Genomic DNA, 23,917 nt, shown 5'->3' on the forward strand with positions numbered 1-23,917 from the left:
CGGCGTGAGGAGGAAAACCGTTTCGAAGCCGAGATGCCGTAATTCGGAAGGTGTTTCGCTTCGGGGCGGTGCGAAGGTCTGGGCTGACGATGCCGACTGGGGCTGACGCCGATGGCGAATAAAAACCCGAATCGCTGGTCGCCGGGAGTGTCCCTGCCCGGGAATCTCTCCGGGGCAATGCAGGCGGTCGGCGGCCTGTTTGCGATGTCGGCAGATGCGATCAGGTTCCTGTTTCGCCGGCCGTTCCAGACTCGAGAGTTCTTCGAGCAGTCCTGGTTTGTCGCCCGCGTCTCGCTGGTGCCCACGTTGTTGGTGGCGATTCCGTTTACGGTTCTCGTGAGCTTCACGCTCAACATCTTGTTGCGCGAACTCGGCGCTGCGGACCTCAGTGGTGCCGGAGCGGCTTTCGGCGCGGTCACCCAGGTCGGACCGTTGGTGACGGTGTTGATTGTGGCCGGTGCCGGAGCCACGGCGATGTGCGCGGACTTGGGTTCGCGCACGATCCGCGAAGAGATCGACGCGATGGAAGTGCTGGGTATCAATCCGGTTCAGCGTTTGGTGACGCCACGCATGCTGGCCGCCGGATTGGTTGCTCTGTTACTGAACAGCTTGGTGGTCATCATCGGCATTCTGGGCGGATACATCTTCTCGGTCTTCGTTCAAGACGTGAACCCGGGCGCGTTCGCGGCGGGCATCACGTTGTTGACCGGCGTTCCGGAGATGATCATTTCGTGTGTCAAGGCAGCGCTTTTCGGTCTTATCGCCGGGTTGGTCGCGTGCTATCGCGGGCTCACGGTGTCGGGTGGGGGTGCCAAGGCGGTCGGCAACGCGGTGAACGAAACCGTGGTGTTCGCGTTCATGTCGCTGATGGTCGTCAATGTGGTTGTCACTGCTATCGGTATCCGGTTCTCGACCAAGTAGCGCGAAGGAGGTGCAAGGCAAGCTATGGGACTGCGCGTGGCCTATCCGCGTCTGACGCGACAAGCCCAGAAGCCGGTGGCCACCTTGAGCCGAATCGGCGATCACACGCTGTTCTACGGCAAAGCGCTGGGCGGGATACCATTCGCGGTCACTCACTATAGGCGCGAGATCATCCGTCTCATCGCCGAAATCAGCATGGGCGCGGGGACTTTGGCGATGATCGGCGGGACGCTGGCGATTGTCGGGTTCATGACGCTCGCCGCGGGCGGCACGCTGGCGGTCCAGGGATACAGCTCACTGGGCAATATCGGCATCGAGGCGCTGACCGGATTCCTTTCCGCCTTCATCAACGTTCGCATCGCAGCGCCGATCGTCGCGGGAATCGGTTTGGCAGCCACCTTCGGTGCCGGTGTCACAGCTCAATTGGGCGCCATGCGCATCAACGAAGAAATCGACGCCCTGGAATCGATGGCGATCCGGCCGATCTCGTATCTCGTCAGTACCCGGATCATGGCCGGAATGTTGGCGATCACGCCCTTGTACAGCATCGCCGTCGTCCTGTCGTTTCTGGCTAGCCAGTTCATCACCACAATGCTCTTCGGCCAGTCAAGCGGCTTGTATAACCACTACTTCACCACGTTCTTGAACCCGATCGACTTGCTGTGGTCGTTCCTGCAAGCCATCGCGATGGCGATCACGATCCTGTTGATCCATACGTACTTCGGCTTTTTCGCCTCGGGCGGACCAGCCGGCGTGGGGGTCGCGACCGGTAACGCGGTGCGGACTTCGCTGATCGTGGTCGTGTCAGTGATACTCCTGGTTTCGCTGGCCGTCTACGGCTCCAACGGAAACTTCAACCTGTCCGGCTAGCGAAAGGTGGTGAAAGGAAAGTGACGCGCGACTTCGGCCCCCGGCCCGTCCACCAGTCTGAAACCACCAGTGCCGCCGCACCTGTCGCGGCATCACCCGGCCGCCACTTCGGCGTCCGATCGTACGCACGGCCGCTGGCCGGCCTGGTAACCGTCTTGGTGGTCGCGGCGATCTTCGCGCTGGCGGTAAGCCTTTTCCGGGGCGACCTCACCGAAACCGTGCCGGTGACGGTGATCTCACAGCGTGCCGGCCTGGTGATGAACGCGGACGCCAAGGTCAAGATGCGCGGCGTGCAGGTGGGCAAGGTTGAATCGATCGAGTCGCTGCCGAACGGCCGGGCGGCTCTGCACTTGGCGATGTTCCCGTCGGAGTTGCAATACATTCCCGCCAACGTGCTCGTCGACATCACGTCGTCGACGGTGTTCGGCGCGAAGTCGGTCGAACTGGTGGCCCCCGATAAGCCCTCGGCGCAACGGCTACATGCCGGCCAGACGCTGGCGGGCGAGCACGTCATGGTCGAAATCAACACCGTATTCCAGCAATTGGTGTCGGTGCTGGCCCAGATCGACCCGGCGAAGCTCAACGAGTCCCTGGGCGCGCTGGCACAAGCGTTCAGTGGGCGGGGCACACAGCTTGGCCAGTCGCTCACCGACTTGGATTCCTTTCTGGCCAAGCTGGAGCCGAGCCTTCCGGCATTCCGCCATGACCTCGCGGTGTTACCGGCGGTGTCGAACGCCTATGCCGACGCGGCGCCGAACCTGGTGAAAACCGTTGCTAACGCGAACCGGATCAGCCAGACGATCGTCGACGAGCAGAGCAACCTGGATGCATTGCTGATCAGCGCGATCGGCTTGGCCAACATCGGCAACGATGTCTTGTCGAACAACCGCGAACCGCTGACGAATGTATTGCATCTGCTGGTGCCGACAACCGATCTGACCAGCGAGTACCACGAGGTGTTCACCTGTGCTTTCGGCGGTCTGATAACGATCTCGCATGGTTCGCCGCTGTCGGAACCGAGCATCAACATCTCGGCGAGTCTTACCTGGGGCGGCGAACGTTATCGGTATCCGACGAACCTGCCCAAGGTCGCGGCGACAGGCGGCCCCCAGTGCATGGGTCTGCCGAGAATCCCGTTCAACTCGCATCCAAAGCAGCTGATCTCAGATATCGGCGCCGACCCGGTGGGGTACGGAAACCCGCAGCTGCTGATCAACTCCGATCTCCTCAAACAACTGCTATACGGGCCGATCGCCGGACCGCCACGCAACCCGGTTCAGATCGGACAACCCGGATGAGGACACGCGGCACGCTGATCAAAGTCGCGACCTTCGCGGTCGTGATGGTGATGCTGACCGCCTCCCTGTTCTTCATCTTCGGCCAGTACCGGACGGGTTCGACGACCGGGTATTCGGCGGTGTTCACCGATGTGTCGCGTCTCAAGGAGGGGCAGTCGGTGCGGGTCGCCGGGATCCGGGTGGGCACGGTCAATAGCGTTTCGCTGCAGCCGGACAAGAAAGTTGTGGTGAAGTTCGACACCGACCGCAACGTGGTCCTCACCGAGGGCACCCGGGCGGCGGTCCGCTACCTCAACCTGGTGGGCGATCGCTACCTCGAACTGCTCGACGGTCCGGGCCCGGCCAAGCATCTGCCGGCCGGCGGTCAGATTCCCGTCGACCGCACCGCGCCGGCGCTTGACCTCGATCTGCTGCTCGGCGGACTGAAACCCGTTACCCAGGGCCTGAATGCGCGCGATGTCAATGCGCTGACCTCAGGATTGTTGCAGGTATTCCAGGGGCAAGGAGGGACTCTCGAGTCGCTGTTCGCCAAGACGACGTCGTTCTCGAACGCCTTGGCCGACAACGATCAAGCCGTGCAGCAACTGATCGACAACCTCAACATCGTGATCGGCACGATTTCCAAGGACGGCACCCAGTTCTCCGGCGCGATCGATCGCCTCGAGCGGCTTGTCAGCGGGTTGTCGGACGACCGCGACACAATCGGCGCCGCTATCACGGCGCTGGACAACGGAACCGCATCGCTGGCGGATCTGCTAACCAGCGCGCGGCCGCCGCTGTCGGGCACCATAGACCAATTGAATCGGTTGGCGCCGATCCTCGACGACGACAAGGACCGCCTCGACGCCGCACTCGGGAAGGCGCCAAAGAACTACCGCAAGCTGGTGCGACTCGGCGTGAACGGCTCCACGATCCCGTATTACCTCTGCCAGTTGGAGCTCCGCGGCACGGACCTTCAGGGCCGGACGGTGAAAGCCCCCATATTTAGGTCCGATGCTGGAAGGTGCACGGAACCCTGATGCTGAAATATCGCGGAGCTGGGTTGATCAAGGCCGGATTCATTGGCGCGGTCTTGATCACGCTGACCATCCTGGTGGGCCTGTCGCCCGACCGGTTCGTCACATGGGCGACGATGGTCAGATACCAGGCCCTGTTCACCGAAGCCGGCGGCCTCGCGCCAGGCAACCCCGTGACGGTATCGGGGATCAAAGTTGGCACTGTGTCGAATATTGAACTGCACCAGGGTGATGCGCTGGTGACGTTCGCGGTGAAGGGCAACATCCTGTTCGGCTCGGAGACGTCCGCGCACATCCGCACGGGCACGCTATTGGGCGAGCGGGTGTTGACAGTGGAGTCTGCCGGCACCGGCAAGCTGCACCCGATGGCGCTCATTCCCGTCTCGCGCACGTCTTCGCCCTATTCGTTGACCGAAGCGGTCAGCGACTTGACCTCCGACACCGCCGGGACGAGCACCGCGACGCTGAATCAGTCATTGGACACACTGTCGGCGACGCTCGACCAGATAGCACCCCAAATGGGACCGGCTTTTGACGCACTCACCCGACTGTCACGCACCCTCAACAGCCGTAACAAGAATCTGGGTGAGCTGTTCAAGAGCGCTGCCGACGTCACCGGGGTTCTCTCCGAACGCAGCCAGCAGGTCAACAAACTCATCCTCAACTCCGACGCCCTGCTCCAAGTACTGGTGGCGCGCCGGCAGGAGATCGTGGACCTGTTGGCCAACACGTCGACGGTGGCCAAACAGCTGACGGCCCTGGTGCATGACAACGAAAGCGAATTGGCACCGACGCTGAAGAGGCTGAATTCGCTGACCGCGATGCTGGAAAAAAACCGCGACAACATCAGCAAAGCGCTGCCGGGACTCGCCAAATTCCAGATCACGGTCGGTGAGGGCATCTCCAGCATGTACGCCTATCAGGCTTTCGTCCCGAACTTCCTTGCCCCGCAAATCTTCCAGCCATTCCTCGACTATCTCTGGGGATTCCGCACCTTCGACCCGGCTCGCGGTCCTGGCTACCCGTCGCCGGTACCTCGGTCGCTGGTTCCGTGGCCGTACAACGGTATTCCGGTATGCCCCGACTGTACGTTGGGCGGCAGGGTCGGAGGGTCGCAGTGATATCTCGAATTCCCCCGGCTAAGCGCAAGCGGCTTTCGACCGTGGCGGCGGTTGTCCTGGTCGGGCTCGTCGTTGCCGGCGCCGCCGTGCTCGTCCGGAATACGTTCTTTGCCCCAAGAACGATTACCGCCTATTTCACCACCGCCACCGCGGTCTATCCCGGTGACGAGGTGCGGGTATCGGGTGTCAAGGTCGGCAAGATCAAATCCATTGAGCCGCAGGGGAAACAGGTCAAGATGACCCTCGGGGTCGACCGCAGCGTGCCCGTTCCGGCGGACGCGAAAGCGGTCATCGTTGCCTCGAACCTGGTCGCTGCCCGCTATGTCCAGCTCACTCCCGCCTACCGGACCAGCGGCCCGGTCATGCCGGACGGCGCGGTGATCCCCGTCGAGCGGACCGCGGTGCCCGTCGAGTGGGACGAGGTCAAGACCCAGTTGATGCGGCTGGCAACGGATTTGGGACCCAAGAGTGGTGTCTCGGGCACGTCGGTGGGCCGGTTCATCGACAGCGCCGCCAATGCGCTCGACGGCAACGGCGACAAGCTGCGGCAAACAATCGCGCAACTGTCAGGGGTGGGCCGGATCCTCGCCAACGGTAGCGGCAACATCGTCGACATCATCAAAAACCTACAGATCTTCGTTAGCGCGCTGCGCGACAGCAACGTCCAGATCGTGCAGTTCAACGACCGGCTGGCCACGCTCACCAGCGTGGTCAACGACAGCAAATCCGAGCTGGACGCGGCGCTGACCGAGCTGTCGACGGCGGTCGGCGAGGTGCAGCGATTCATCGCCGAAACTCGCGAGGGGACTAGCGAGCAGATTGCCCGGTTGGCCGATGTCACGCAGATCCTGGTCAATCAGCGCATGCCGCTGGAAAACATCCTGCACGCCGCGCCGAACGCGCTCGGCAACTTCTTCAACGACTACAACGCCGACACCGGAACCATCGTGGGCGGGTTCGGGATCATGAACTTCGCGAACCCCACGTTTTCGGGTCTGATGGTTCCGCTGCCAGTACCCGGCTGCACGGCAGTGGGTGCCATCGAAAACGTCACCGCGGTTGAATCGGGCAAGCTGTGCTCGATGTTCCTCGGTCCCGGGTTGCGGGTGCTCAACTTCAACAGCCTGCCGATCCCCATCAACATATTCCTGCAGAAGTCGATAGACCCGGAGAACATCCTCTACACCGAACCGCGCCTGGCACCTGGCGGTGAGGGCCCCAAACCCGGACCACCCGAAATTCCGCCCGCGGTGTCGGCCTACACCGGTCTACCGGGTGATCCCGTGGGACCGCCGGGGGCGGAGCCGCCCGCGCGGATACCGGGCGCGGCGATGCCGCTGCCGCCTCCGCCGTCGACACCGATGGAACCGCCACCACCGGCGGCGCCGGGTGTGTCAGGCATGCTGCTGCCGGCCGAAGGGCCGCAATCATGACCGCCCGCGTGTGGGTGTCTGGGCGGCGGCTGCTCGCCATCGGCTCCTGCGCCATGTTGACCCTGACGGGATGCGCCTTCCACGGCCTGAACTCACTACCCCTGCCGGGCGCGGTCGGACGCGGTCCCGGGGCCGATATCTACCACGTCGAACTGCCGAATGTCGGTACGATGGAGTCGAATTCGCCAGTGATGATCAACGACGTCATCGTCGGCAGTGTCGGCAATATGAGGGTGCAAGGCTGGCATGCCGACGTCGAGATCTCGGTGAAGCGCGATGTCGTCGTCCCGGCCAACGTGGTGGCCACCGTCGGTCAGACGAGTCTGCTGGGGTCGATGCATCTGGAACTCAACTCCCCGCTCGGCCAGGAGCCAACCGGACGGCTGCAGCCGGGCGCCACCATCCCGCTCAGTCGGTCATCGGCGTACCCGTCGACAGAGCAGACGTTGTCGTCGCTGGCAGCGGTCGTCAACGGCGGGGGACTGGGACAAATCGGCGAAATCATCCACAATTTCTCCATCGCCCTGTCCGGGCGCGAGGGCGCCGTACGCGATCTGCTAACCCGCCTCGACACGTTCGTCGGAACACTGAACGACCAGCGGGACAACATCGTTGAGTCCATCCAGGCGCTGAACCGGCTTGCCGGCACCTTCGCCGGGCAACGCGACGTTCTCAGCCAGGCACTGCGCAAAGTACCGCCCGCACTGGATGTGCTGATCAGGGAGAGGCCGCGACTGACGGCGGCCCTGGACAGGCTCCGCGTTTTCAGCAGCACCGCCACCCGGCTGATCAACGACTCTCAGGCCGACCTGGTCAAGAATCTCAAGAACCTGGAGCCGACCATCCGCGCGCTCTCCGACGTCGGACCGGAGCTCGGCACGGCCATCGCGGCGAGTTTCGTGTTCCCGTTCACCCAGAACTTCGTCGACCGAGCGGTCCGGGGCGACTACTTCAACCTGCACGTCGATTTGGACCTGTCGATACCACGGCTCAAGCGCGGACTGATGTTGGGGACGCACTGGGGGCAGCTGGACCAGCCGTTGGTGCCGGCGCCCGGGGACCCGTATTACCTGAATTACACACATGATCCGCTGAATGACCCCATCAGGCCGCCGTGGGTCGATCCGGAGGCGCTGCCGCTGCCCCCGCCGCCGCCCGGTGCCCGGCTGCCCGGCCCGCCACGTGCGCCCGGGCCTTCGACGGCGCCCGCTGCGGCACCCACGGAAGGTGGCGGATAGATGCTGACGCGCTTTGTCCGGATCCAGCTGGTGATCTTCACGATCGTCGGGACCATCGGCGTGATTGCGATGGTGCTCTTCTATATCCAAGCGCCGACCCTGCTGGGCATCGGCCGGATGACGGTGACGCTGGAGCTGCCGGCCACCGGCGGTCTCTACCGGTTTTCCAACGTGACTTACCGTGGGGTGCAAATCGGGAAGGTCACCTCGGTGAGCTTGACCCCGACTGGAGCGAAAGCCACACTGTCGCTTGACACTTCACCCAAAATACCCGCGGACTTGACGGCGGCGGTGCTCAGTGTCTCCGCGGTGGGGGAACAGTACGTGGACCTGCAGCCCAGAACCGATTCGCCGCCCTACCTGCACGACGGCTCGGTAATCGCCAAGCGCGACACGACAATTCCGCAGCCGGTCGGGCCGATGCTCGATCAGGTCAATGCTTTGGTCCAGAGCATCCCGAAGACCAAACTCGGCCAGTTGCTCGACGAGGCCTTCCGCGGTTTCAACGGTTCGGGTTACGACCTGGGATCACTGTTCGACTCCACGACGACATTGTCCCGCGACGCCAACGGCGTGGTCGATCAAACCCGAACCCTCACCGAAGACACTGGGCCGCTATTGGATTCGCAAGCACGCACCACCGATTCGATCAGAACGTGGGCGCGCAGCCTCGCGGGAATTTCCGACGTGTTCGTGCAGGATGATTCAAGCGTTCGCGCCATCCTGCAAAACGGACCCGAGGCGGCCAACGAGGCGTCGCGGCTTCTCGAAGAAATCAAACCGACGCTGCCGGTGTTGCTGGCCAACCTGACCACCATCGGGCAGATCGGCATCACCTACCACCCCTCGCTGGAGCAGCTGCTGGTGTTGCTGCCGTCGGCGGTTGCCATCGAGCAGGCCGCCCAGGCGGAGAACCACCCCGAGGGTACGGCCCAGGGCGACTTCGCACTCACGATCGACGATCCGCCTATTTGCACGGTTGGCTTCATGCCACCCAACACATGGCGATCCCCGGACGACCTCACCGACATCGACACACCGGACGGCTTGTATTGCAAACTCCCGCAGGATTCACCGATCGGAGTTCGCGGTGCGCGCAACTATCCCTGCATGGGTCACCCGGGTAAGCGCGCACCCACCGTCGAAATCTGCAACAGCGACAAGCCTTTCATGCCGCTGGCGATGCGCCAGCACGTCCTGGGTCCTTACCCGCTGGACCCGAACCTGATTGCCCAGGGCGTCCCGGTCGATGACCGGGTTACCGTCAACGACAGGCTTTTCGGCCCGCTCGAGGGGACGCCGCTGCCGCCGGGCGCGGTGCCGCGGGGCACGCCGCCGGGGCCACGGGGAGAGAATCCACCGCCGGGCGCGATTGCCGCGGCTGTCCCGCCGATGCCCTCGTCGGTACCTCCCATGCAGGCGCCCTTGTCGGGGATGTCGGCCGACCTTTCGCCCATAGCGCCACTCGATGTCCCTTCAGCGGGGGAACTTCCCGCGCCGGCCGCCGCCCCCGTACCGCCCACACCTCCCGATGCCGCACCACCCGGCACGGTCGGCGGCCCAGGCCCGCAGGCCGCGCCAAGCGCATTCGGTCCTGTGGCGGGGCCGTCCGTCACGATCGCCCGTTATGACCCGCACACGGGTCGTTACGTCGGTCCGGACGGGAAGCTGTATCAGCAGTCGGATCTCGTTGCCCCGAAAGCGCCCAAGACTTGGCGGGACATGCTTCCCACCTGAAGCCGTTCGGGCTGAGGCGATTTGGAACGTCCGGTCAGCCTATTCTGTCCAGGCGGAATGGCATCGCGATGTCAAGCCACTGGTTTTGTCCGCAGGCACCGGACGGACCGACCGTCTTGTCCTTTCCGGCCATGGTCGACGATCCGAGTTGATATCCACCGTATTCGTTCACGGGATAGAAATAGATAGTCTGCTGTCCGGGGAACGCGGTACCGTCTTCGCATCGCTCCCAGTCCGGTATAGAGCGCTTAACCTTCCACATTTCCCCGTCGTTCATATAGAGGGCAGCGCTCCATCCCTGGTCGCTATGCACCATGCCGTGGCATTCCTGGAATGTGTCGCAGGTCGAGCTGATGGTCCATGTTTGGTAGACCGTCGGCTCGCCGAAGTACTGGTCATTTCGCTGGGCGTAATCGCCAATTGACGTGGCGCGGAAAGTTCCGTTGATGGCCACTTCTTCCTTGGTTGTCGCCCCGGCTTCCGACGGAGCCAGTGCCGTGCCCAAACCGCCGAATACCGTGGTAGCGAACAGGGTTGCGGTGGTGAGTGTTCGAACTGAACGCATCATGTGCTCCTCGACGCGAATGATCCGACGGTGCCTATGGCAGCTTTTTCGGCATCGGTTGCGGCGTTCTCGCGCGATGAGAATAATACCGCGCCTCCGACCGGATGCCGAATGAACCTCTATGTCGCCTTAGGCCTATGGCGATAGGCTGGGCATTTATGAGTATGCGTTCCATCTGTGCCGCCGTCCTGCTAATCGCCGCGGTTGTGCTGATGGAACCGCGGCCTGCGCACGCCGACACGGGCATTAATGGATACGTTCAGTGCCTGGGAGGCGACACAAAGCCACCACCGCCGGGAGTACGTGCCGAAAATTGGTTTCCCAGCGTTCATGTGATCGCGAACGATTTTGATGGTGGTGTTCCGCCCGCCCAAATAGTGCAGATTTTGGTGGGTATGGGAGTCAAGCCCGACGACGCCGCTAACCGGGTACGGTGTTTTGTGGCTAATCAGCCACGCGGAACCGGGCATTGACGCGGTCAAGAAAGCGGATTCAATTTCGAGATCAGCCAGGAATCTTGGACCTTGGTCACCGTCACCTGGGCGATGGTCGCGGTTGTCTGCGGTTGTGGCTTGTCCTTGCTTGTGGCGGTCTGGTTGACGAACACCAGTACAACGGCTGAATCCGGGTGCAACTCCGAAACGGCGGCCCGAATCACTTTGGCGGTCTGCGTGACTCGCTTCTGCAGTGCCATCGCCGCGATCTGCTCTGAGAACTTGGTGTAGTAGGCGAGGAAGTCGCCGGTGAGATATGACTTCGCCTTGGCGATATCACGGTCCAGGTTGTCGGGAGAGTACGACAGCACCGCCACGGCACCGTCGGACGCCGCCTGGATTACCTGGCGGGCCGCTGCGTCGCCGACTTGCTGATCCGGCCGGTACATAGTGAAGAACAGGCCGGCAGTGACGCCCACCGCGGCAACGACCACCCCCGTCGCGACGATCGAACGCCACCTGGCTAACAGCGAGGCCAAACACCGGCGGACCCCGCGTTTGACTTCCGTGTCGTCCAGCGACGAGTCGTGCTCGACAGTCATTGCAGGAAATCGACTTTCGACATTTTGAGTTGACCGCCGTCCCGCGTGATGCCGACGCTGAGCCGCCACACGATAGGAGGCCGAGTTGTGTTGTCTGCAGTGATGACATCCGATTTCGCCGCGACGAGCACAACCGCCGAATCATCGCTCAGCGACTCGACGGCAACGGCTTCCACGGTGGCCTTGCTGCTTGCCTTCGATTCCTCCGCTTGCTTGACCATAAGGCCTGACATCACTGACATTTGGCTCTTGAAGTCGCCCGTGGAGTCGTCGATGATGCGCTGGAAATCCTCCCTGGCGTGGTTGGCGTCGATCGACATCAGCAGCGTGACGCCTTGGCGGGCTGCTGCGCTGAACTCAGCGGCGAGCTGCCGTTTGTGCACGGTGGTTCGGTGCTGCCACACCACGTAACCGCTCGCGGCGACGCAAGCGGTGACTAGCACGATGCCGACGCCCGCGGCGACTGTTGTCCGTCCCGGGCGTCGGAGCCACCCCGGTCGGCTCGGACGCCGTAGCCGTAACCGGGCCAACTTTGCGCGGCGCTGCTCGCCATCTGAGGAGGCGGCTTCATCGGTTTCGGCTGCCTCGCGCAGCCTTTCCAGGCGCGCCCGAGCCGCCTGCGCGCGTGCCTCAGCCCTGGCAACCTCGTCTTGCGCGTCCGCTTCCGAAATGGGCGCCGGGTCATCAGAATGGTCGACGTCGGGCCTCTCCGGATCGTGCACAGAGAAGCAGCCTATCACTTTTGGCCGCGGCTCAACGCCGTCATCGAGCGGCTTCATTAGCGGCTCTACATGCGGAAATGCTCGCTCGTCGGGGCATAAGGGCGCGCGGGTTTCGGACGAACCCGGGGTGGGCGGCAATTGCCTGAAGGTTATCTTCTCCAATTGCGAGAATTTTCTTTTCAGGTTCTTTTTAAATGTGGCAAAGTAATTGGGTGCGATTAATCGTGGCGGTGGTGGCCGCGCTACTCGGCACCGGTGTGCTGGCTGCGCCGTCGTCCATGGCCGAGCCGACCGTCTGCGACTATCCCGCCTGCACCCCCGGCATCATGGCGCATCAGGTGCTCGGCGCGCCGTGCGACAACACCACCTACTACGCCTTCGGTGTCGACGACAGCGTCGTCCCTCCCGCCGGACAGCCCGGACGGCTGATGTTCTGCGGTTCGCCGAGGAAATACCAGCCGCGGTGGTTCCGGTCCCCTCCAATGGCCGGAGTCAAGGACGAGGGCGCGCCGTGCCAGAACTACCAGAACTACGTCGCCCAGGCGCCCGATGGTCTGTTTCTGATCTGCTTTGCCCACGACGGCATGATGAGCTGGGTCCGCGCCGACACGTAGCAGGCCGCTAAGCCTCGGGCGCGCCGATGAGGCGGTGTGTGATCCGCAGCAGCTGTGCACGCAGGGTGTCGTCGTCCACATCGGCTACCAGGGGATGCATGACGCCGACGGCGATAGCGCCCGAAAGCACCGCCGCCGACACCCGCGCATCCTCGGACGTATCGTCGACCAGCACGCCGTAGAGACGGCGAATGAACTGTTGAAATTGCTCCTGCTCGGCCAGCAGCCGCACCACAACGGGATCGAACTGCAGGGTGCTCGCCGCGCCGCGACGCTCAATGGCCATGTCGATGACCCGGCCCAGCAAGACCTCGCGCGCCCGGGGAAAATCGTCGTGGGCCTCGGCCGCCTCCAGCGCCTCCTCCAAGCCGCCGAGTTCGCGCTCCGTGAGCGCGACGACGATTTGCTCCTTGGTCTTGAACTGGTGGTAGACAGCCGCTTTCGTGACACCGATGGCGTCGGCGATCATCTGCAGCGAGGTGCCGCCGACACCGTGCTCGGCGATCAGTTTCAGCGCGGCGTCCAGGATGCGCGTCTGTGCGGGGCTGCGCGCGATGAACCGGAACTGGCTGCGGGCTTGCTTAGAAACCACACGAGACACCACACCGAGAGCCTAGCCGATCGGCTATTGACCCCTAGCTAGCCGATCGGCTACTTTCGGCTCACGGGCGGATGATCACGCCGGAGGGAGCCACCGATGCCCAAGATCGGCGAGGCAAGCAGCGCGCGCAGACGAATCGATGGTGAGCTGATCCTGCTGTGGACGCTGCCCGCGACGGTGCTGATCTGGATCTCGGCGTTTTTTCTGTTTCCCGGCTTTGTTCCGCCCATGTCGCCGACGATGTCGGCGGAACAGGTCGCGGCGTTCTATCGGGAAAACCCGTCGGGCGTCCGTTACAGCATGATTCTGTTCAACTGGTTCGGCGCAGGCCTCATCCCGATCCTGGCGCTGATCGTGATGCAGATCCGGAGGATGGCCCATCGCACGCCGATCTTCTCCTACGCGATGCTGGGCTGCGTGGCCGGCGGTCCCACCTTGTTTCTCATCGCCGATGTCTGCTGGCTGCTGGCCGCCTTTCGCCCGGAACGAAGCCCCGAGCTTACGCAGTTGCTCAACGATTTCGCCTGGGTCACCTTCACGGTCTTGGTTCCGTTTTTGATCGGGCAAAGCGTGATTCTTGCCCTGGCAATCTATTTCGATGATCCTGCCAAGCTTGTATTGCCGCGCTGGGTGGCCCACTTCAATCTCCTCATTGCGGCGGCTCTGATGCCGGCGGCATTCGTCGGCGTGACGTTGTCCGGCCCGCTGGCGTGGGACGGTTGGTTGTCGTTTTGGTTGAAGAATGCCGCCATCGGTGTCTGGGTCGTCGTGATGGGCGTCGTCCTGGGGCGCGCGGTGTATCGGGAGCGCGCCGAGATCCAAAGGAGCGCAGGCGAACTGGGCAGCGCATGATGCATCGCCGGATCGCCTGGCAGCTGCGGCACAACCCCAAGCGCGAGCTGTGGCTGGCGTGGTGGATCATGGTGGTCTTCTACAACCTCTTCTTTCCGATGGTGTTCGTGGTGGCGCAAGTCCAGCCCCCGCCGCAGCCGACCTCAGACCTTGCGACGCAGGTCCATTGGTTCCATGAACGACAGCTGGGAATACCGATCGGATTAGGGGTCGTATTCGCCATCACCGGCATGACCGCGGTAAACAATGCGCTCATTGCGTATTCGATGCGTCGCATGTCGGTCAGTCGCGCTTTCGGGTATACGTATCTGCTCATCTACTCGCTCAGCGCGGTTCCGGGCCTGCTGCTGCTCTGCATTGCGCTGGTCGTCGGAACGCTGCGGCCCGAGCGAGATCCTCGGGCGATCGGCTGGCTCTACGACTTCGCCTTCTTGTCTTTCGACGGAACCATGGGTGTGTTCCTGATCGGCTCGCTGATCTGGATGGCCGCGATTCTGATCGACAAGAATCGGGTGTTTCCCAAATGGTTCGGCTACCTCAACCTGTGCAACGCGCTCACCGAGGTTGTCGTGGCGCCGTGCTGGCTCTTCCAGCGTGGCGTATTGGCCTGGAATGGACAGATCGCTTGGTGGCTGGACATGGTCGTGTTCGGCATTTACCAAGTCACGTTTATCGTCATGCTCTCTCAGATGATCCGGCGCGAAGACTTTGGTACCGGGCCCCTACCATGACCGACCTCGCAGATGAGAGGAAGCTCGCCAAATTCGTGCCGGGTCAGCCGGACATGTGGGCTTTCGTATTGTTCGAAACATTGGTCTTCACCGGTTATTTCGGCTTCTACCTGTTCTATCGCGCCCGAAGCCCCGAGCTGTTCCTGCACGCCCAGGCGCATCTGGACCTACGCATCGGTGTTTTCAACACCCTCGTCTTGCTGCTCAGTTCCTGGTCGGTGGCGCGGTGTGTCCAGTCGTCGCGCGCCGGCGCCTACCGGGCGGCGCACAGAGACGTCTATGTCACCGCCGCATGCGCCGCAATATTCTTGTTTTTCAAGGTTTTCGAGTGGACTCGATTGGTCGGCACGGGAAACGGGCCGGACAGCAACGACTTCTTCACCTACTACTTCTTTCTCACCGGAATACACTTCGTGCACTTGCTGATTGGCTTCGTCGTCCTGGTTGTCATCGTCTATCAGCTCCGCAGTCCGGCCCGGCGATCCCAGGAGCTGGTCGAAACGTGCGCTACCTACTGGCACACCGTCGACTTCCTGTGGGTGCTTATTTTCGCGCTGTTGTACGTGGTGAGGTGATCGGTGATGTTGAAATTCAACAAGAGGCTGCTGGTCGTCTGGCTGATCCTGGCGGGGTTGACGCTGGCCTATCTGTGGATTGACCATTCGGTGGATGGATCGCTGAGACCTAGTGTGGTGGTCACCTCGAGCGTGATCGTGATCGCTCTTATCAAGGTGCGCATCATCTTTCGGGAGTTTATGGAAGTGCGCCAAGCTCCCACCTTGCTGTGCCGCCTCACGGACGCCTGGGTCGTGCTGATCGGCGTGAGTCTCTTTACTTGCTACATCGTCGGGTTGACGCTCGCGTAGCTGGGCGTCCGCGTCGTCACATCCGCCACACTGGCCCTGCCCGACAGGCACCACCCGTTGTGCCCGCATCACAGCGACAATTCGGGTCGTTCCGCCGATTTGTCGCTGACAGGTGGGCAATTCGTGTGCCGGCCGGAGCTTAGATTCGAGTAGCTCGGAGGGCTTCGGCCCGGTGCCCGATCGGCCGCCTGCGTCGCTGCCCGGAATTGCCCGTGTCACAGCGACAATGGGTGGATTCCGCCGGCGATCCCGGTGTCTTCCGCCGATTTGTCGCTGATATGTGGGCAATTCGTCCGTTTCCGGCACGGGTGGTCGGGGGGCCGGGCGTAATGACCGTCGGCTGTCGAATCCGCCGACTGCTTCGCTACCCGCAATTGCCCACTACACAGCGACAATTGTTGTCTTCCAGTCGATTTGTCGCGAAGATGCGGGCACTCCGGGTGCCCGCCGACGCAGGGGCTCGAGTGGTTCCTGTTACTACTGCGACACGGCGGCCCGGCGCTTGACTCACGCCCAATCGGCCCCAACTGCCTAACCCGTCGGCGTGAAGGTGAGGTGGAGTTCGCTGAGCCCGCGCAGGATGTACGTCGGCTCGTAGGTGTAGCGACGATCGCCACTAGGCCCGTGTTTGACCTCGCTGATCCGGATGTCGGCCATGCGGTCGAGAATGCGTTCGATGGAGACCCGGCCCTCCACGCGCGCGAGCGGTCCCCCCGGGCAGGAGTGCACCCCGCGCGCGAACGCCATGTGCTCGCGGACATTCTTGCGGTCGACGCGGAACTCGTGCGGGTTCTCGAATTTCCGCGGGTCGCGGTTGGCGGCGCCCGGCAGCACCATCACAACGGTGCCGGCGGGGATGTCGACACCGCCGATCGTGGTGCGCCTGCGAGCGAGTCGCGAATCGCACTTGACGGGACTTTCCATGCGCAGCGATTCCTCGATGAAGTTCGGGATCAGGCTGCGGTCGTCACGCAACTGTTGCTGGATCTCGGGCCGGTCGCCCAGCACCTGCAGCGCGGCGCTGAGCAGCTTGGCGGTGGTTTCCTGGCCCGCGGCGAAAAGGAATGTGGCCGTGCGCACTACGTCGATGACCTCGGGTGTGGAGCCGTCGGGATACTTCGCCGTCGCCATCGGGGTCAGCACGTCTTCGCGTGGCTTGCGTCGTCGGTCTTCGATGTAAGAACAGAACTTTTCGTCGAGCCACACCAGCGGGTTGACACCGACAGACTCATGGTCCAACGCGCCTACCTGCCCGGCGCCTAACACGTTGCGAAAGTCTTTGTGGTCGTCCTCCGGAACACCGAGCAAGTCCGCGATGACCAGTGTGGCAAAGGGTTTGGAGTATTCGGAGATGAACTCGCACTGCCCGTTGCCGAGGAATTCTTCGAGTTGCCGGTCGGCGAGGCGCCACATGAACTTCTCGTTCTGCTTGAGCCGGCTCGGTGTCAGCAGCTTGCTGAGCACCGACCGCGCCTTCGTGTGGTCTGGGGGGTCCATGGTGACCATGTGCTCGAACATCGGAAAGTAGCTGCGGTGCTGGTCGATCTGCGCGCTGATGTCGTCGCCGTCGGGTTGGAAAGGCAGCGGCGGGAATGGGCCGCCCAGCGCGACGATATTCGAGAACGTTTCGGGGTCCTTGTAGACCTCGTTTGCTTCTTCGTGCCCAGTGACGGCGACGACCCCGTAGTGCGGCAGCTGGAGCACCGGGTTCTGGCTGCGCAGGTAGTCGAAGTAGGGGTGTGGATCCGGTACCAGGGATGGGTCGGTGAAGAAGTCGATCGACTCGTAGGTGCTGGTCATTACATGCGCCTCCCGGAGCTGGATTGCCGCAGTTTGTACCGGCGGCCAGAGCTACCGCCGCCCCGAATCCGATAGTTGTGCTGAGCACCTGCTTAGCATGGCGGTAATGTCGTGGTCAAGGTCATGTGCCGGCGACAGTACGATCGGCATGATCGACATGCGATTTGGGGAGTTAGTAGCGAGATGACATCGGCCCGCAGGATCGGCGCGCCGGACGCGAAGAATCGCGGCCGGCTGCTCGACGCGGCCGAGCAATTGATGATCGAAGAGGGCTACGCCGCCGTGACATCGCGCCGGCTCGCGAACAAAGCCGGTCTGAAACCCCAGCTGGTGCACTATTACTTCCGCACCATGGACGAGTTGTTCGTGGCGGTCTTCCGCCGCCGCGCCGAAGAGGGTCTTCAGATACAGGCGCAGGCCCTGGCGTCGCCACAGCCGTTGTGGGCGCTGTGGCGATTCGGCACGGATCCCGCTTTCACCCGGATTTCGATGGAGTTCATGGCGCTGGCGAATCACCGCAAGGAAATGCGGGCCGAAATCGCTTACTACGCTGAGCGTTTCCGCGAGGCAGAGCGGCAAGCGGTGACGAGCGCGCTGCAGCGTTACGGCTCGGTCCTTGGGGGAGACCGCGACGACGTGCCGCCGGTGGTATGGGCGGTGCTGATGAGCAGCCTGTCGCGGATGCTGGTGCTGGAGCAGGCGGTGGGCATGTCGGCCGGTCACGCCGAAACCTTGGAGCTGGTGGAGAGTTATCTGCGCCGCCTCGAAGGCGAGCCGCAGCCGATTGCGGGTGTACCAGAGGCCTGGGTGGTTCACCAGTTCCGGATCGAGCAGAGCACGCCCTTGGGCCCGTCCTTGGACACGACGACGGCCCCGTCCACCGACAGGTCGCAATGAAACTGCGGCGTGCCGGGCTCGGGACCGGTGTTGACGACAACCATGGCCCAGTATTCGGGTTTCGCTAAATTCAGTTCGTAGCTCCACGGTTTGTCCGGCGCGATGTCGGCCTGAACGTTGGGGGTGAAGCGGTAGGGATCGTGGCTGTAGTCGGAGAAGATCGCTGGTTCTTGATCGATGTAATAGATGTTGGCGTAGATGGGATTCTTCGCGGTGATCGAGTACTTGACGTGATGCATGACCGGGTCATCGGCATGCGCCCGTCCGGTGCTTACCAGTAAGCCCGCCCCCGCTATGAAGACAGCGACCAACATCGCAGAGACCGCGCGCAACAACCTGTACATCATGTCGCTCCTCTAGCTTCCGGGCGCGGACTGGCGGTCCGGTCCCATAGCCGTGCAAAGAATGCTATCGCCTCGTTTGGCGAAAGTCCGCTGCAGCCGTTGCCAGGTGCGTTGCGGTCAACCCCCTTAGAGAATAGTATTCTCATAAATCGCGAAGGAGGATTTCATGGGGCAGTTGTCGCATCGGGAAGACGTTCCGTTTCCGATCTTTGATGCGGATAACCATCTCTACGAGCCGCCGGAGGCGCTGACGAAGTTTCTGCCCAAGGAGTACAAGGACTACGTCCAGTACGTACAGATCAACGGGCGCACCAAGATTGCGCTGCGCGGCGTGATCAGCAATTACATTCCCAACCCGACATTCGAGGTGGTCGCCCGCCCGGGGGCGTGGGAGGAGTACTTCAAGTACGGCAACCCGGAAGGCAAAACCAAACGGGAGCTGTTCGGCGAGCCGATGCGCGCGATCCCGGCGTTCTTCGAGCCCGGCCCGCGCCTGGAGAAGATGAACGAGCTGGGCCTGGACCGCACCCTGATGTTTCCGACGCTGGCCAGCCTGATCGAGGAGCGGCTGCGCGACGACCCGCTCGCCATCCATGTGCTCATCCACGCGCTGAACCAGTGGCTCGACGAGGTTTGGGGTTTCAACTACCAGAACCGCATCTTCACCACGCCGGTCATCACCCTGCCGATCGTCGAGAAGGCCATCGAGGAATTGGAGTGGGTGGTCAAGCGTGGCGCGCGATGCATCCTGGTCCGCCCGGCTCCGGTCCCCGGATTCCGCGGCCCCCGCTCGTTCGCGCTGCCCGAGTTCGACCCGTTCTGGGAGCGGGTCGTCGAGCACGACCTGCTGGTCGGCATGCACTCCAGCGACAGCGGTTACTCCCGCTACACCTCCGAGTGGGACGGCGCCGACCAGGAGATGCTGCCCTTCCAAACCAACGCGATGGGCATCCTCAACGAGTGGCGGCCGATCCAGGACTCGGTGGGCTCGTGGGTGATTCACGGCGCGCTCTACCGCCATCCCAAGCTGAAGGTCGCGATCGTCGAGGCCGGTTCGAAGTGGATGACCCCGCTGCTCGACGGCCTGGCCGAGGTCTTCCGCAAGGCCCCGGAGGCTTTCCCGAGCGACCCGGTCGAGATGGTCAAGAGCCGAATCCATGTCAGCCCGTTCTTCGAGGACGGCATCGACGACCTGGTCAGCCTCGTCGGCGTGGATCAGGTGCTGTACGGCTCGGACTGGCCGCACCCCGAGGGGCTGGCGGAGCCTACCTACTACGTCAACGCGCTGTCGCACCTGTCCATCGACGACCAGGCGAAGATCATGGGCGGCAACCTCGGTCGACTCGTCACGGTGTGACCGGGGCTGTTCCCTGGCGGACCATCCCCGAGATGGTCTTGAGCGCGGCGGATCGCTTCGGCGACGCCGAGGCGGTGGTCGACGGGCCGCTGCGGTTGAATTTCGCGGAGCTCACGCACCGGATCCGTTGTGCTGCAGGGTCGTTCGCTTCCATCGGCATCGAGAAGGGTGACCGGGTTGCGATCTGGGCGCCCAACTGTGCCGAATGGATCATCGCGGCGTTCGGATTGCTCACCGCGGGCGGTGTGCTGGTTCCGGTCAATACCCGGCTCAAGCCCGACGAGGCGGGTGACATCATCGACCGCAGCGGGGCGAAGGCCGTACTGGTCCGGCAGGGCTTCCTGGACCAGGATTACACCGCGCCCGCGGGCATGCCGGTCATCGATCTGAAGTCCGACTTCCTCGCCGGGAGGTCGCCATTCGAACGGGCAGTGAGCGGCACCGACATCTCCGACATCATCTTCACTTCGGGCACGACCGGACGCCCGAAGGGCGCGATGATGAATCACCGCCAGACACTGCGGATGTATGAAGAGTGGGCGACGCTCGCCGATCTGCGCGAGGGCGACCGTTACTTGATGATCAACCCGTACTTTCACACCTTCGGTTTGAAGGCCGGACTCATCGCTTCCTTCCTGCGCGGCGCGACGATGCTGCCGGTCGCGGTGTTCGACATCGACACTGTGGTGGAACTTGTTGAACGCGAGCGCATTACGATGCTGCCGGGGCCGCCGACGCTGTACCACTCGTTGCTGACGGTCCACGATAAGGCCAAGCTGTCGAGCTTGCGGGCCGGTGTGACCGGCGCGGCCGACATCCCCGTCGAACTCGTTCGTCGCATACACAGCGAACTGCCGTTCCAGACCTTGATGACCGGATACGGCCTCACCGAGGCCGGCAACGTGACCCTGTCCCGGGCGGGCGACTCCTTCGAGGAGGTGGCTACCACCGCGGGCCTGCCCTGCGAAGGCGTGGAAGTGCGCATTTCGGATGACGGTGAGGTGCTGGTCCGCGGGTACAGTGTCATGCAGGGTTATCTCGATGATCCAGTTGCCACCGCGGAGGCGATCGATGACGACGGCTGGTTGCACACCGGCGATCTGGGCAGTTTGGATGCGGCGGGCCGGTTGCGGATCGACGGACGCAAGAAGGACATGTTCATCGTAGGCGGGTTCAACGCCTACCCCGCCGAGATCGAGGGCTTCCTGCTGGAGCACCCCGCGGTGGCGCAGGCCGCTGTGATCGGTGTGCCCGACGAAAGGCTCGGCCAGGTCGGCAAGGCGTTCGTGGTGGCGAAAACCGCTGTGTCCGAAGGTGATTTGCTCACCTGGTGCCGTCAGCGGATGGCTGGATTCAAGGCGCCGCGATCCGTCGAGTTCCTCGACGCCCTACCGCTTAACGCCACCGGAAAAGTCATGAAGGACCAACTGCGTTGACCGACGGCGACATTCACTCGATGGTGATCGCATCCGACTACCGGGTGCCGGATCCGAGCCGGGTGTGGCCGCTGCTCGAGCGCAACAAGTCGGCGCTGGCCGACATCGGCGCCCACCACGTTCTGGTCTATGCGTCAACGCACGACTTCGGCCGGGTGCTGGTGATGATCGGCGTGCACAGCCGCGAGCCGATCGTCGAGTTGCTTCGGTCCCGGATCTTCTTCGACTGGTTCGATGCCGTTGGCGTCGACGACATTCCGGCGGTCTTCGCCGGGGAGATCATCGACAGGTACGTCGTCGAGCCGCCGGCCGCGCCGGCGGTGCCGGGAGTCGTCGTCGCCGCGATAGCGTCGGTCGACGATGTGCCCACGCTGACCGCCGGGGTGCGCGCCGCGATGAACCGCTTCACCGCGGCCGGTATTCGAAAGACCTGGGTTTTCCAGGCTTTCGACGATGCGCATGAGGTATTGATACTGCAGGAGTTTCCCGACGAGGACGGCGCCCGGGAGTGGATCGACCATCCGGATGCTGCCGCGCAATGGATGTCGGGCGCGGGGATCGGTGCCTATCCACCGCTGTTCGTCGGCCGCTTCTACGAGATGATGCGGATCGAGGCGTAAGTGAGCGGGCCAGTTGCGCAGGCCTGCGGTGCGGGCGCCGATTGCGGGCGTTGCCGACGCACCGTGCGGACGATCCTGGCCGCCCTGGAAGCCAACGAAGCCAAGACCTGATTCAGCTTTCAGCCGGCGGCGACATCGAGCCCACGAGTTGGCCCAGCAGCCGCGGGATCTCGAGGCGGGGCAGGACCACCTCGACGAACACCATCCGGTCCTGGTGTGCGGCGGCCGCGGTGAACGCGTCGTCGAGTTCGCCGTACGTCCGCGCCCGAAACGCCAGATGGCCGGTCACTCCCAGCGCGTTGGGTACCTCGGTCCAGCTCCAGCCAACGATGTCGTTGTACGGGGCGGTTTCTCCGTGAATCGCACGCTCGACGGTGTAGCCGTCGTTGTTGACCACCACGATGACGGGGGAGAGCCCCTCGCGGGAAAAGCTGCCGAGTTCCTGGACCGTCAGTTGCGCCGCGCCGTCGCCGATCAGCAACACCGTCCGGCGCTCGGGATGCGCCAGCCCCGCGCCGAGCGCCGCGGGCAACGTGTAACCGATTGAGCCCCAAAGGGGTTGGCCGATGAACGTGACACCCTGTGGCAGCCGGTGGTCGGCCATCCCGTAGAACGAGGTCCCCTGGTCGGCCAGCACCACATTGCCCGGGGTGAGCGCCGCACACAGCCGGTCCCACACCATCTGCTGGGTGAGCGGTTCGTCGCGGGCCGGGGTAATCGGCGGCGGTGCGGCCGGCGGCGCCGCCACCGCGGGGGAGCTGACGCCACGCCTGGTCAGGATTTCGGTGAGTGCGGCCAGCGCGGCGCCCATCTCCAGCGGCGCGAACACCTCGTCGCCCACACTGCTTTGGTACTGCCCGATATCGATGGTGCGGGCCGGGTTGATCCGCTGGCTGAAGAAGCCGCTGACCATGTCGGTGAACACCACCCCGGCCGTCACCAGCACGGGGGCGTTCTCGATCGCGGCGCGCACCCGTTCGGCGCTGGCCGCGCCCGCGTAGATGCCGAGGAAATTGGGGGAGCTCTCGTCCAGCAGACTTTTGCCCCACATCAACGTGGCATGCGGCACGACGTCTGCTGCCAAGAGCGCCTCGAGTTCGCTGACCGCCTGCAGGCGATGCACCAAAAGGTCGGCGAGCACGGTCAATTGGTGGTCATCGATCAGCTTGGTCGCGGCCTCGGTGAAAAGGGCGAGCGCACGCGGGCTGGTGCCGCCGGTGTAGCGGGGCAACGGGTCTGCGGGCGGTTCGGTGGGGAAGCGGGCGACGTCGCTGGAAAGCAATATGTATCCGGGCCGCTTCTGCTCGCGCACCTCGCACAGCACCCGGTCGATTTCCCGGCATGCCGTGGCCGGCATGAGATTGGCTTGGGCGCAGGTGATTTCGCGGCTGATCCGGAAGAAGTGCTCGAAGTCGCCGTCGCCGAGGGAATGATGTAACGCCCGGCGAGCGACCTGTGCGTCCTTGGTGGGGCCGCCGACGATGTGCACCACCGGCACGTGTTCGGCGTAGCTGCCCGCGATGGCGTTGGTCGCCGAGAGTTCGCCGACGCCGAATGTCGTTACCACTGCGGCCATTCCGCGCAGGCGACCGTACCCGTCGGCGGCATAGCCGGCGTTGAGCTCGTTGGCGTTGCCCACCCAGCGGATGGCCGGATGAGCGACGATGTGGTCGAGGAACTTCAGGTTGTAGTCGCCGGGAACGCCGAAGATCTCCGTTACGCCGAGTTCTGCGAGCCGATCGAGGAGATAGTCGCCGACGGTATACACGGGTTCAGTCACGACCACGACGGTACGCCCGGCAGCAGGGTATTCCAGCTGAGCCGCTGGTTCGCTATCGTGCG

Annotated in this window: 25 protein-coding genes; 18 read left to right on the top strand and 7 right to left on the bottom strand. The window is 63.4% G+C overall.

Translation table 11 applies throughout. The features are described 5' to 3' along the window. Positions 1-111: 111 nt before the first annotated feature. From BST12_RS04890 to BST12_RS04925, 8 genes are all read left to right on the top strand, one after another. The gene (locus BST12_RS04890) at positions 112-921 is read left to right on the top strand and encodes an MlaE family ABC transporter permease (RefSeq protein ID WP_083111865.1); all 810 of its coding nucleotides are present in this window, start codon (positions 112-114) and stop codon (positions 919-921) included. A gap of 24 nt (positions 922-945) precedes the next feature. Beyond that, a complete protein-coding gene (locus BST12_RS04895; RefSeq protein ID WP_083111866.1) occupies positions 946-1,791 on the top strand; it encodes an MlaE family ABC transporter permease in 846 nt (281 codons plus the stop codon). 134 nt (positions 1,792-1,925) lie between these two features. Further along, positions 1,926-3,089, top strand: coding sequence for an MCE family protein (locus tag BST12_RS04900; protein WP_245846760.1), 1,164 nt, complete (start codon positions 1,926-1,928; stop codon positions 3,087-3,089). Next, positions 3,086-4,108, top strand: coding sequence for an MCE family protein (locus BST12_RS04905; RefSeq protein ID WP_083111867.1), 1,023 nt, complete (start codon positions 3,086-3,088; stop codon positions 4,106-4,108). Before BST12_RS04900 ends, BST12_RS04905 begins: the two co-directional genes overlap by 4 nt. Then, positions 4,108-5,226: an MCE family protein gene (locus BST12_RS04910; protein WP_083111934.1), complete on the top strand. Its 1,119-nt coding sequence runs from the start codon at positions 4,108-4,110 to the stop codon at positions 5,224-5,226. Before BST12_RS04905 ends, BST12_RS04910 begins: the two co-directional genes overlap by 1 nt. Further along, a complete protein-coding gene (locus BST12_RS04915) occupies positions 5,181-6,659 on the top strand; it encodes an MCE family protein (protein ID WP_083111868.1) in 1,479 nt (492 codons plus the stop codon). Before BST12_RS04910 ends, BST12_RS04915 begins: the two co-directional genes overlap by 46 nt. Next, positions 6,656-7,897, top strand: a complete 1,242-nt coding sequence (locus tag BST12_RS04920; protein ID WP_083111869.1) for an MCE family protein — start codon at positions 6,656-6,658, stop codon at positions 7,895-7,897. The genes BST12_RS04915 and BST12_RS04920 overlap by 4 nt, the downstream gene beginning before the upstream one ends. Then, on the top strand, positions 7,898-9,634 hold the full coding sequence (locus tag BST12_RS04925; protein WP_083111870.1) for an MCE family protein: 1,737 nt from the start codon (positions 7,898-7,900) through the stop codon (positions 9,632-9,634). A gap of 34 nt (positions 9,635-9,668) precedes the next feature. Here BST12_RS04925 and BST12_RS04930 read toward each other — a convergent pair whose 3' ends face one another. Beyond that, positions 9,669-10,199 carry an Rv2253/PknI dimerization domain-containing protein gene (locus BST12_RS04930; protein ID WP_083111935.1) on the bottom strand — a complete coding sequence of 177 codons (531 nt, stop codon included), beginning with the start codon at positions 10,197-10,199 and terminating at the stop codon, positions 9,669-9,671. 164 nt (positions 10,200-10,363) lie between these two features. On the opposite strand from BST12_RS04930, the gene BST12_RS34575 reads away from it, so the two are divergent. After that, on the top strand, positions 10,364-10,672 hold the full coding sequence (locus tag BST12_RS34575) for a hypothetical protein (RefSeq protein ID WP_083111936.1): 309 nt from the start codon (positions 10,364-10,366) through the stop codon (positions 10,670-10,672). A 5-nt stretch (positions 10,673-10,677) separates the two neighbouring features. On the opposite strand, the gene BST12_RS04940 is transcribed toward BST12_RS34575, so the two are convergent. Together BST12_RS04940 and BST12_RS04945 are read right to left on the bottom strand one after the other, a co-directional pair. After that, on the bottom strand, positions 10,678-11,235 hold the full coding sequence (locus BST12_RS04940; protein WP_083111871.1) for a hypothetical protein: 558 nt from the start codon (positions 11,233-11,235) through the stop codon (positions 10,678-10,680). Beyond that, positions 11,232-11,957, bottom strand: a complete 726-nt coding sequence (locus BST12_RS04945) for a hypothetical protein (protein ID WP_083111872.1) — start codon at positions 11,955-11,957, stop codon at positions 11,232-11,234. Before BST12_RS04945 ends, BST12_RS04940 begins: the two co-directional genes overlap by 4 nt. A gap of 194 nt (positions 11,958-12,151) precedes the next feature. Between BST12_RS04945 and BST12_RS04950 the strand changes: the two genes are divergently transcribed. Next, positions 12,152-12,571 carry a hypothetical protein gene (locus tag BST12_RS04950; protein WP_211281205.1) on the top strand — a complete coding sequence of 140 codons (420 nt, stop codon included), beginning with the start codon at positions 12,152-12,154 and terminating at the stop codon, positions 12,569-12,571. A 7-nt stretch (positions 12,572-12,578) separates the two neighbouring features. Here BST12_RS04950 and BST12_RS04955 read toward each other — a convergent pair whose 3' ends face one another. Continuing rightward, a complete protein-coding gene (locus BST12_RS04955; RefSeq protein WP_083111874.1) occupies positions 12,579-13,163 on the bottom strand; it encodes a TetR/AcrR family transcriptional regulator in 585 nt (194 codons plus the stop codon). 105 nt (positions 13,164-13,268) lie between these two features. On the opposite strand from BST12_RS04955, the gene BST12_RS04960 reads away from it, so the two are divergent. The 4 genes from BST12_RS04960 to BST12_RS04975 are packed head-to-tail and all read left to right on the top strand — an operon-like array spanning position 13,269 to position 15,621. After that, positions 13,269-14,024, top strand: a complete 756-nt coding sequence (locus BST12_RS04960; RefSeq protein WP_083111875.1) for a hypothetical protein — start codon at positions 13,269-13,271, stop codon at positions 14,022-14,024. After that, on the top strand, positions 14,021-14,755 hold the full coding sequence (locus BST12_RS04965; RefSeq protein ID WP_083111876.1) for a hypothetical protein: 735 nt from the start codon (positions 14,021-14,023) through the stop codon (positions 14,753-14,755). Before BST12_RS04960 ends, BST12_RS04965 begins: the two co-directional genes overlap by 4 nt. Then, a complete protein-coding gene (locus BST12_RS04970) occupies positions 14,752-15,330 on the top strand; it encodes a cytochrome c oxidase subunit 3 family protein (RefSeq protein WP_083111877.1) in 579 nt (192 codons plus the stop codon). Before BST12_RS04965 ends, BST12_RS04970 begins: the two co-directional genes overlap by 4 nt. A gap of 6 nt (positions 15,331-15,336) precedes the next feature. Then, a complete protein-coding gene (locus BST12_RS04975) occupies positions 15,337-15,621 on the top strand; it encodes a cytochrome C oxidase subunit IV family protein (RefSeq protein ID WP_083111878.1) in 285 nt (94 codons plus the stop codon). A 531-nt stretch (positions 15,622-16,152) separates the two neighbouring features. On the opposite strand, the gene BST12_RS04980 is transcribed toward BST12_RS04975, so the two are convergent. Then, on the bottom strand, positions 16,153-17,421 hold the full coding sequence (locus tag BST12_RS04980; RefSeq protein WP_083111879.1) for a cytochrome P450: 1,269 nt from the start codon (positions 17,419-17,421) through the stop codon (positions 16,153-16,155). 183 nt (positions 17,422-17,604) lie between these two features. On the opposite strand from BST12_RS04980, the gene BST12_RS04985 reads away from it, so the two are divergent. Next, positions 17,605-18,318: a TetR/AcrR family transcriptional regulator gene (locus tag BST12_RS04985; RefSeq protein WP_083111880.1), complete on the top strand. Its 714-nt coding sequence runs from the start codon at positions 17,605-17,607 to the stop codon at positions 18,316-18,318. Here BST12_RS04985 and BST12_RS04990 read toward each other — a convergent pair. Further along, positions 18,234-18,632, bottom strand: coding sequence for a hypothetical protein (locus BST12_RS04990; protein ID WP_083111937.1), 399 nt, complete (start codon positions 18,630-18,632; stop codon positions 18,234-18,236). The genes BST12_RS04985 and BST12_RS04990 overlap by 85 nt on opposite strands. A 196-nt stretch (positions 18,633-18,828) precedes the next feature. Here BST12_RS04990 and BST12_RS04995 point away from each other — a divergent pair, with 196 nt between their 5' ends. Genes BST12_RS04995 through BST12_RS05005 form a run of 3 tightly spaced genes read left to right on the top strand, consistent with a single transcriptional unit; the run spans position 18,829 to position 22,075 of the window. Then, a complete protein-coding gene (locus BST12_RS04995) occupies positions 18,829-20,019 on the top strand; it encodes an amidohydrolase family protein (protein ID WP_083111881.1) in 1,191 nt (396 codons plus the stop codon). Between the two features lie 32 nt (positions 20,020-20,051). Continuing rightward, positions 20,052-21,455: a FadD3 family acyl-CoA ligase gene (locus BST12_RS05000; RefSeq protein WP_211281209.1), complete on the top strand. Its 1,404-nt coding sequence runs from the start codon at positions 20,052-20,054 to the stop codon at positions 21,453-21,455. Continuing rightward, positions 21,452-22,075: a fatty-acid--CoA ligase gene (locus BST12_RS05005; RefSeq protein WP_083111883.1), complete on the top strand. Its 624-nt coding sequence runs from the start codon at positions 21,452-21,454 to the stop codon at positions 22,073-22,075. Before BST12_RS05000 ends, BST12_RS05005 begins: the two co-directional genes overlap by 4 nt. 112 nt (positions 22,076-22,187) lie before the next feature. On the opposite strand, the gene BST12_RS05010 is transcribed toward BST12_RS05005, so the two are convergent. After that, the gene (locus tag BST12_RS05010; RefSeq protein ID WP_139801488.1) at positions 22,188-23,861 is read right to left on the bottom strand and encodes an alpha-keto acid decarboxylase family protein; all 1,674 of its coding nucleotides are present in this window, start codon (positions 23,859-23,861) and stop codon (positions 22,188-22,190) included. Between the last annotated feature and the right edge of the window lie 56 nt (positions 23,862-23,917).

It is taken from the genome of Mycobacterium angelicum (assembly GCF_002086155.1).
Taxonomy (GTDB): Bacteria; Actinomycetota; Actinomycetes; order Mycobacteriales; family Mycobacteriaceae; genus Mycobacterium; species Mycobacterium angelicum.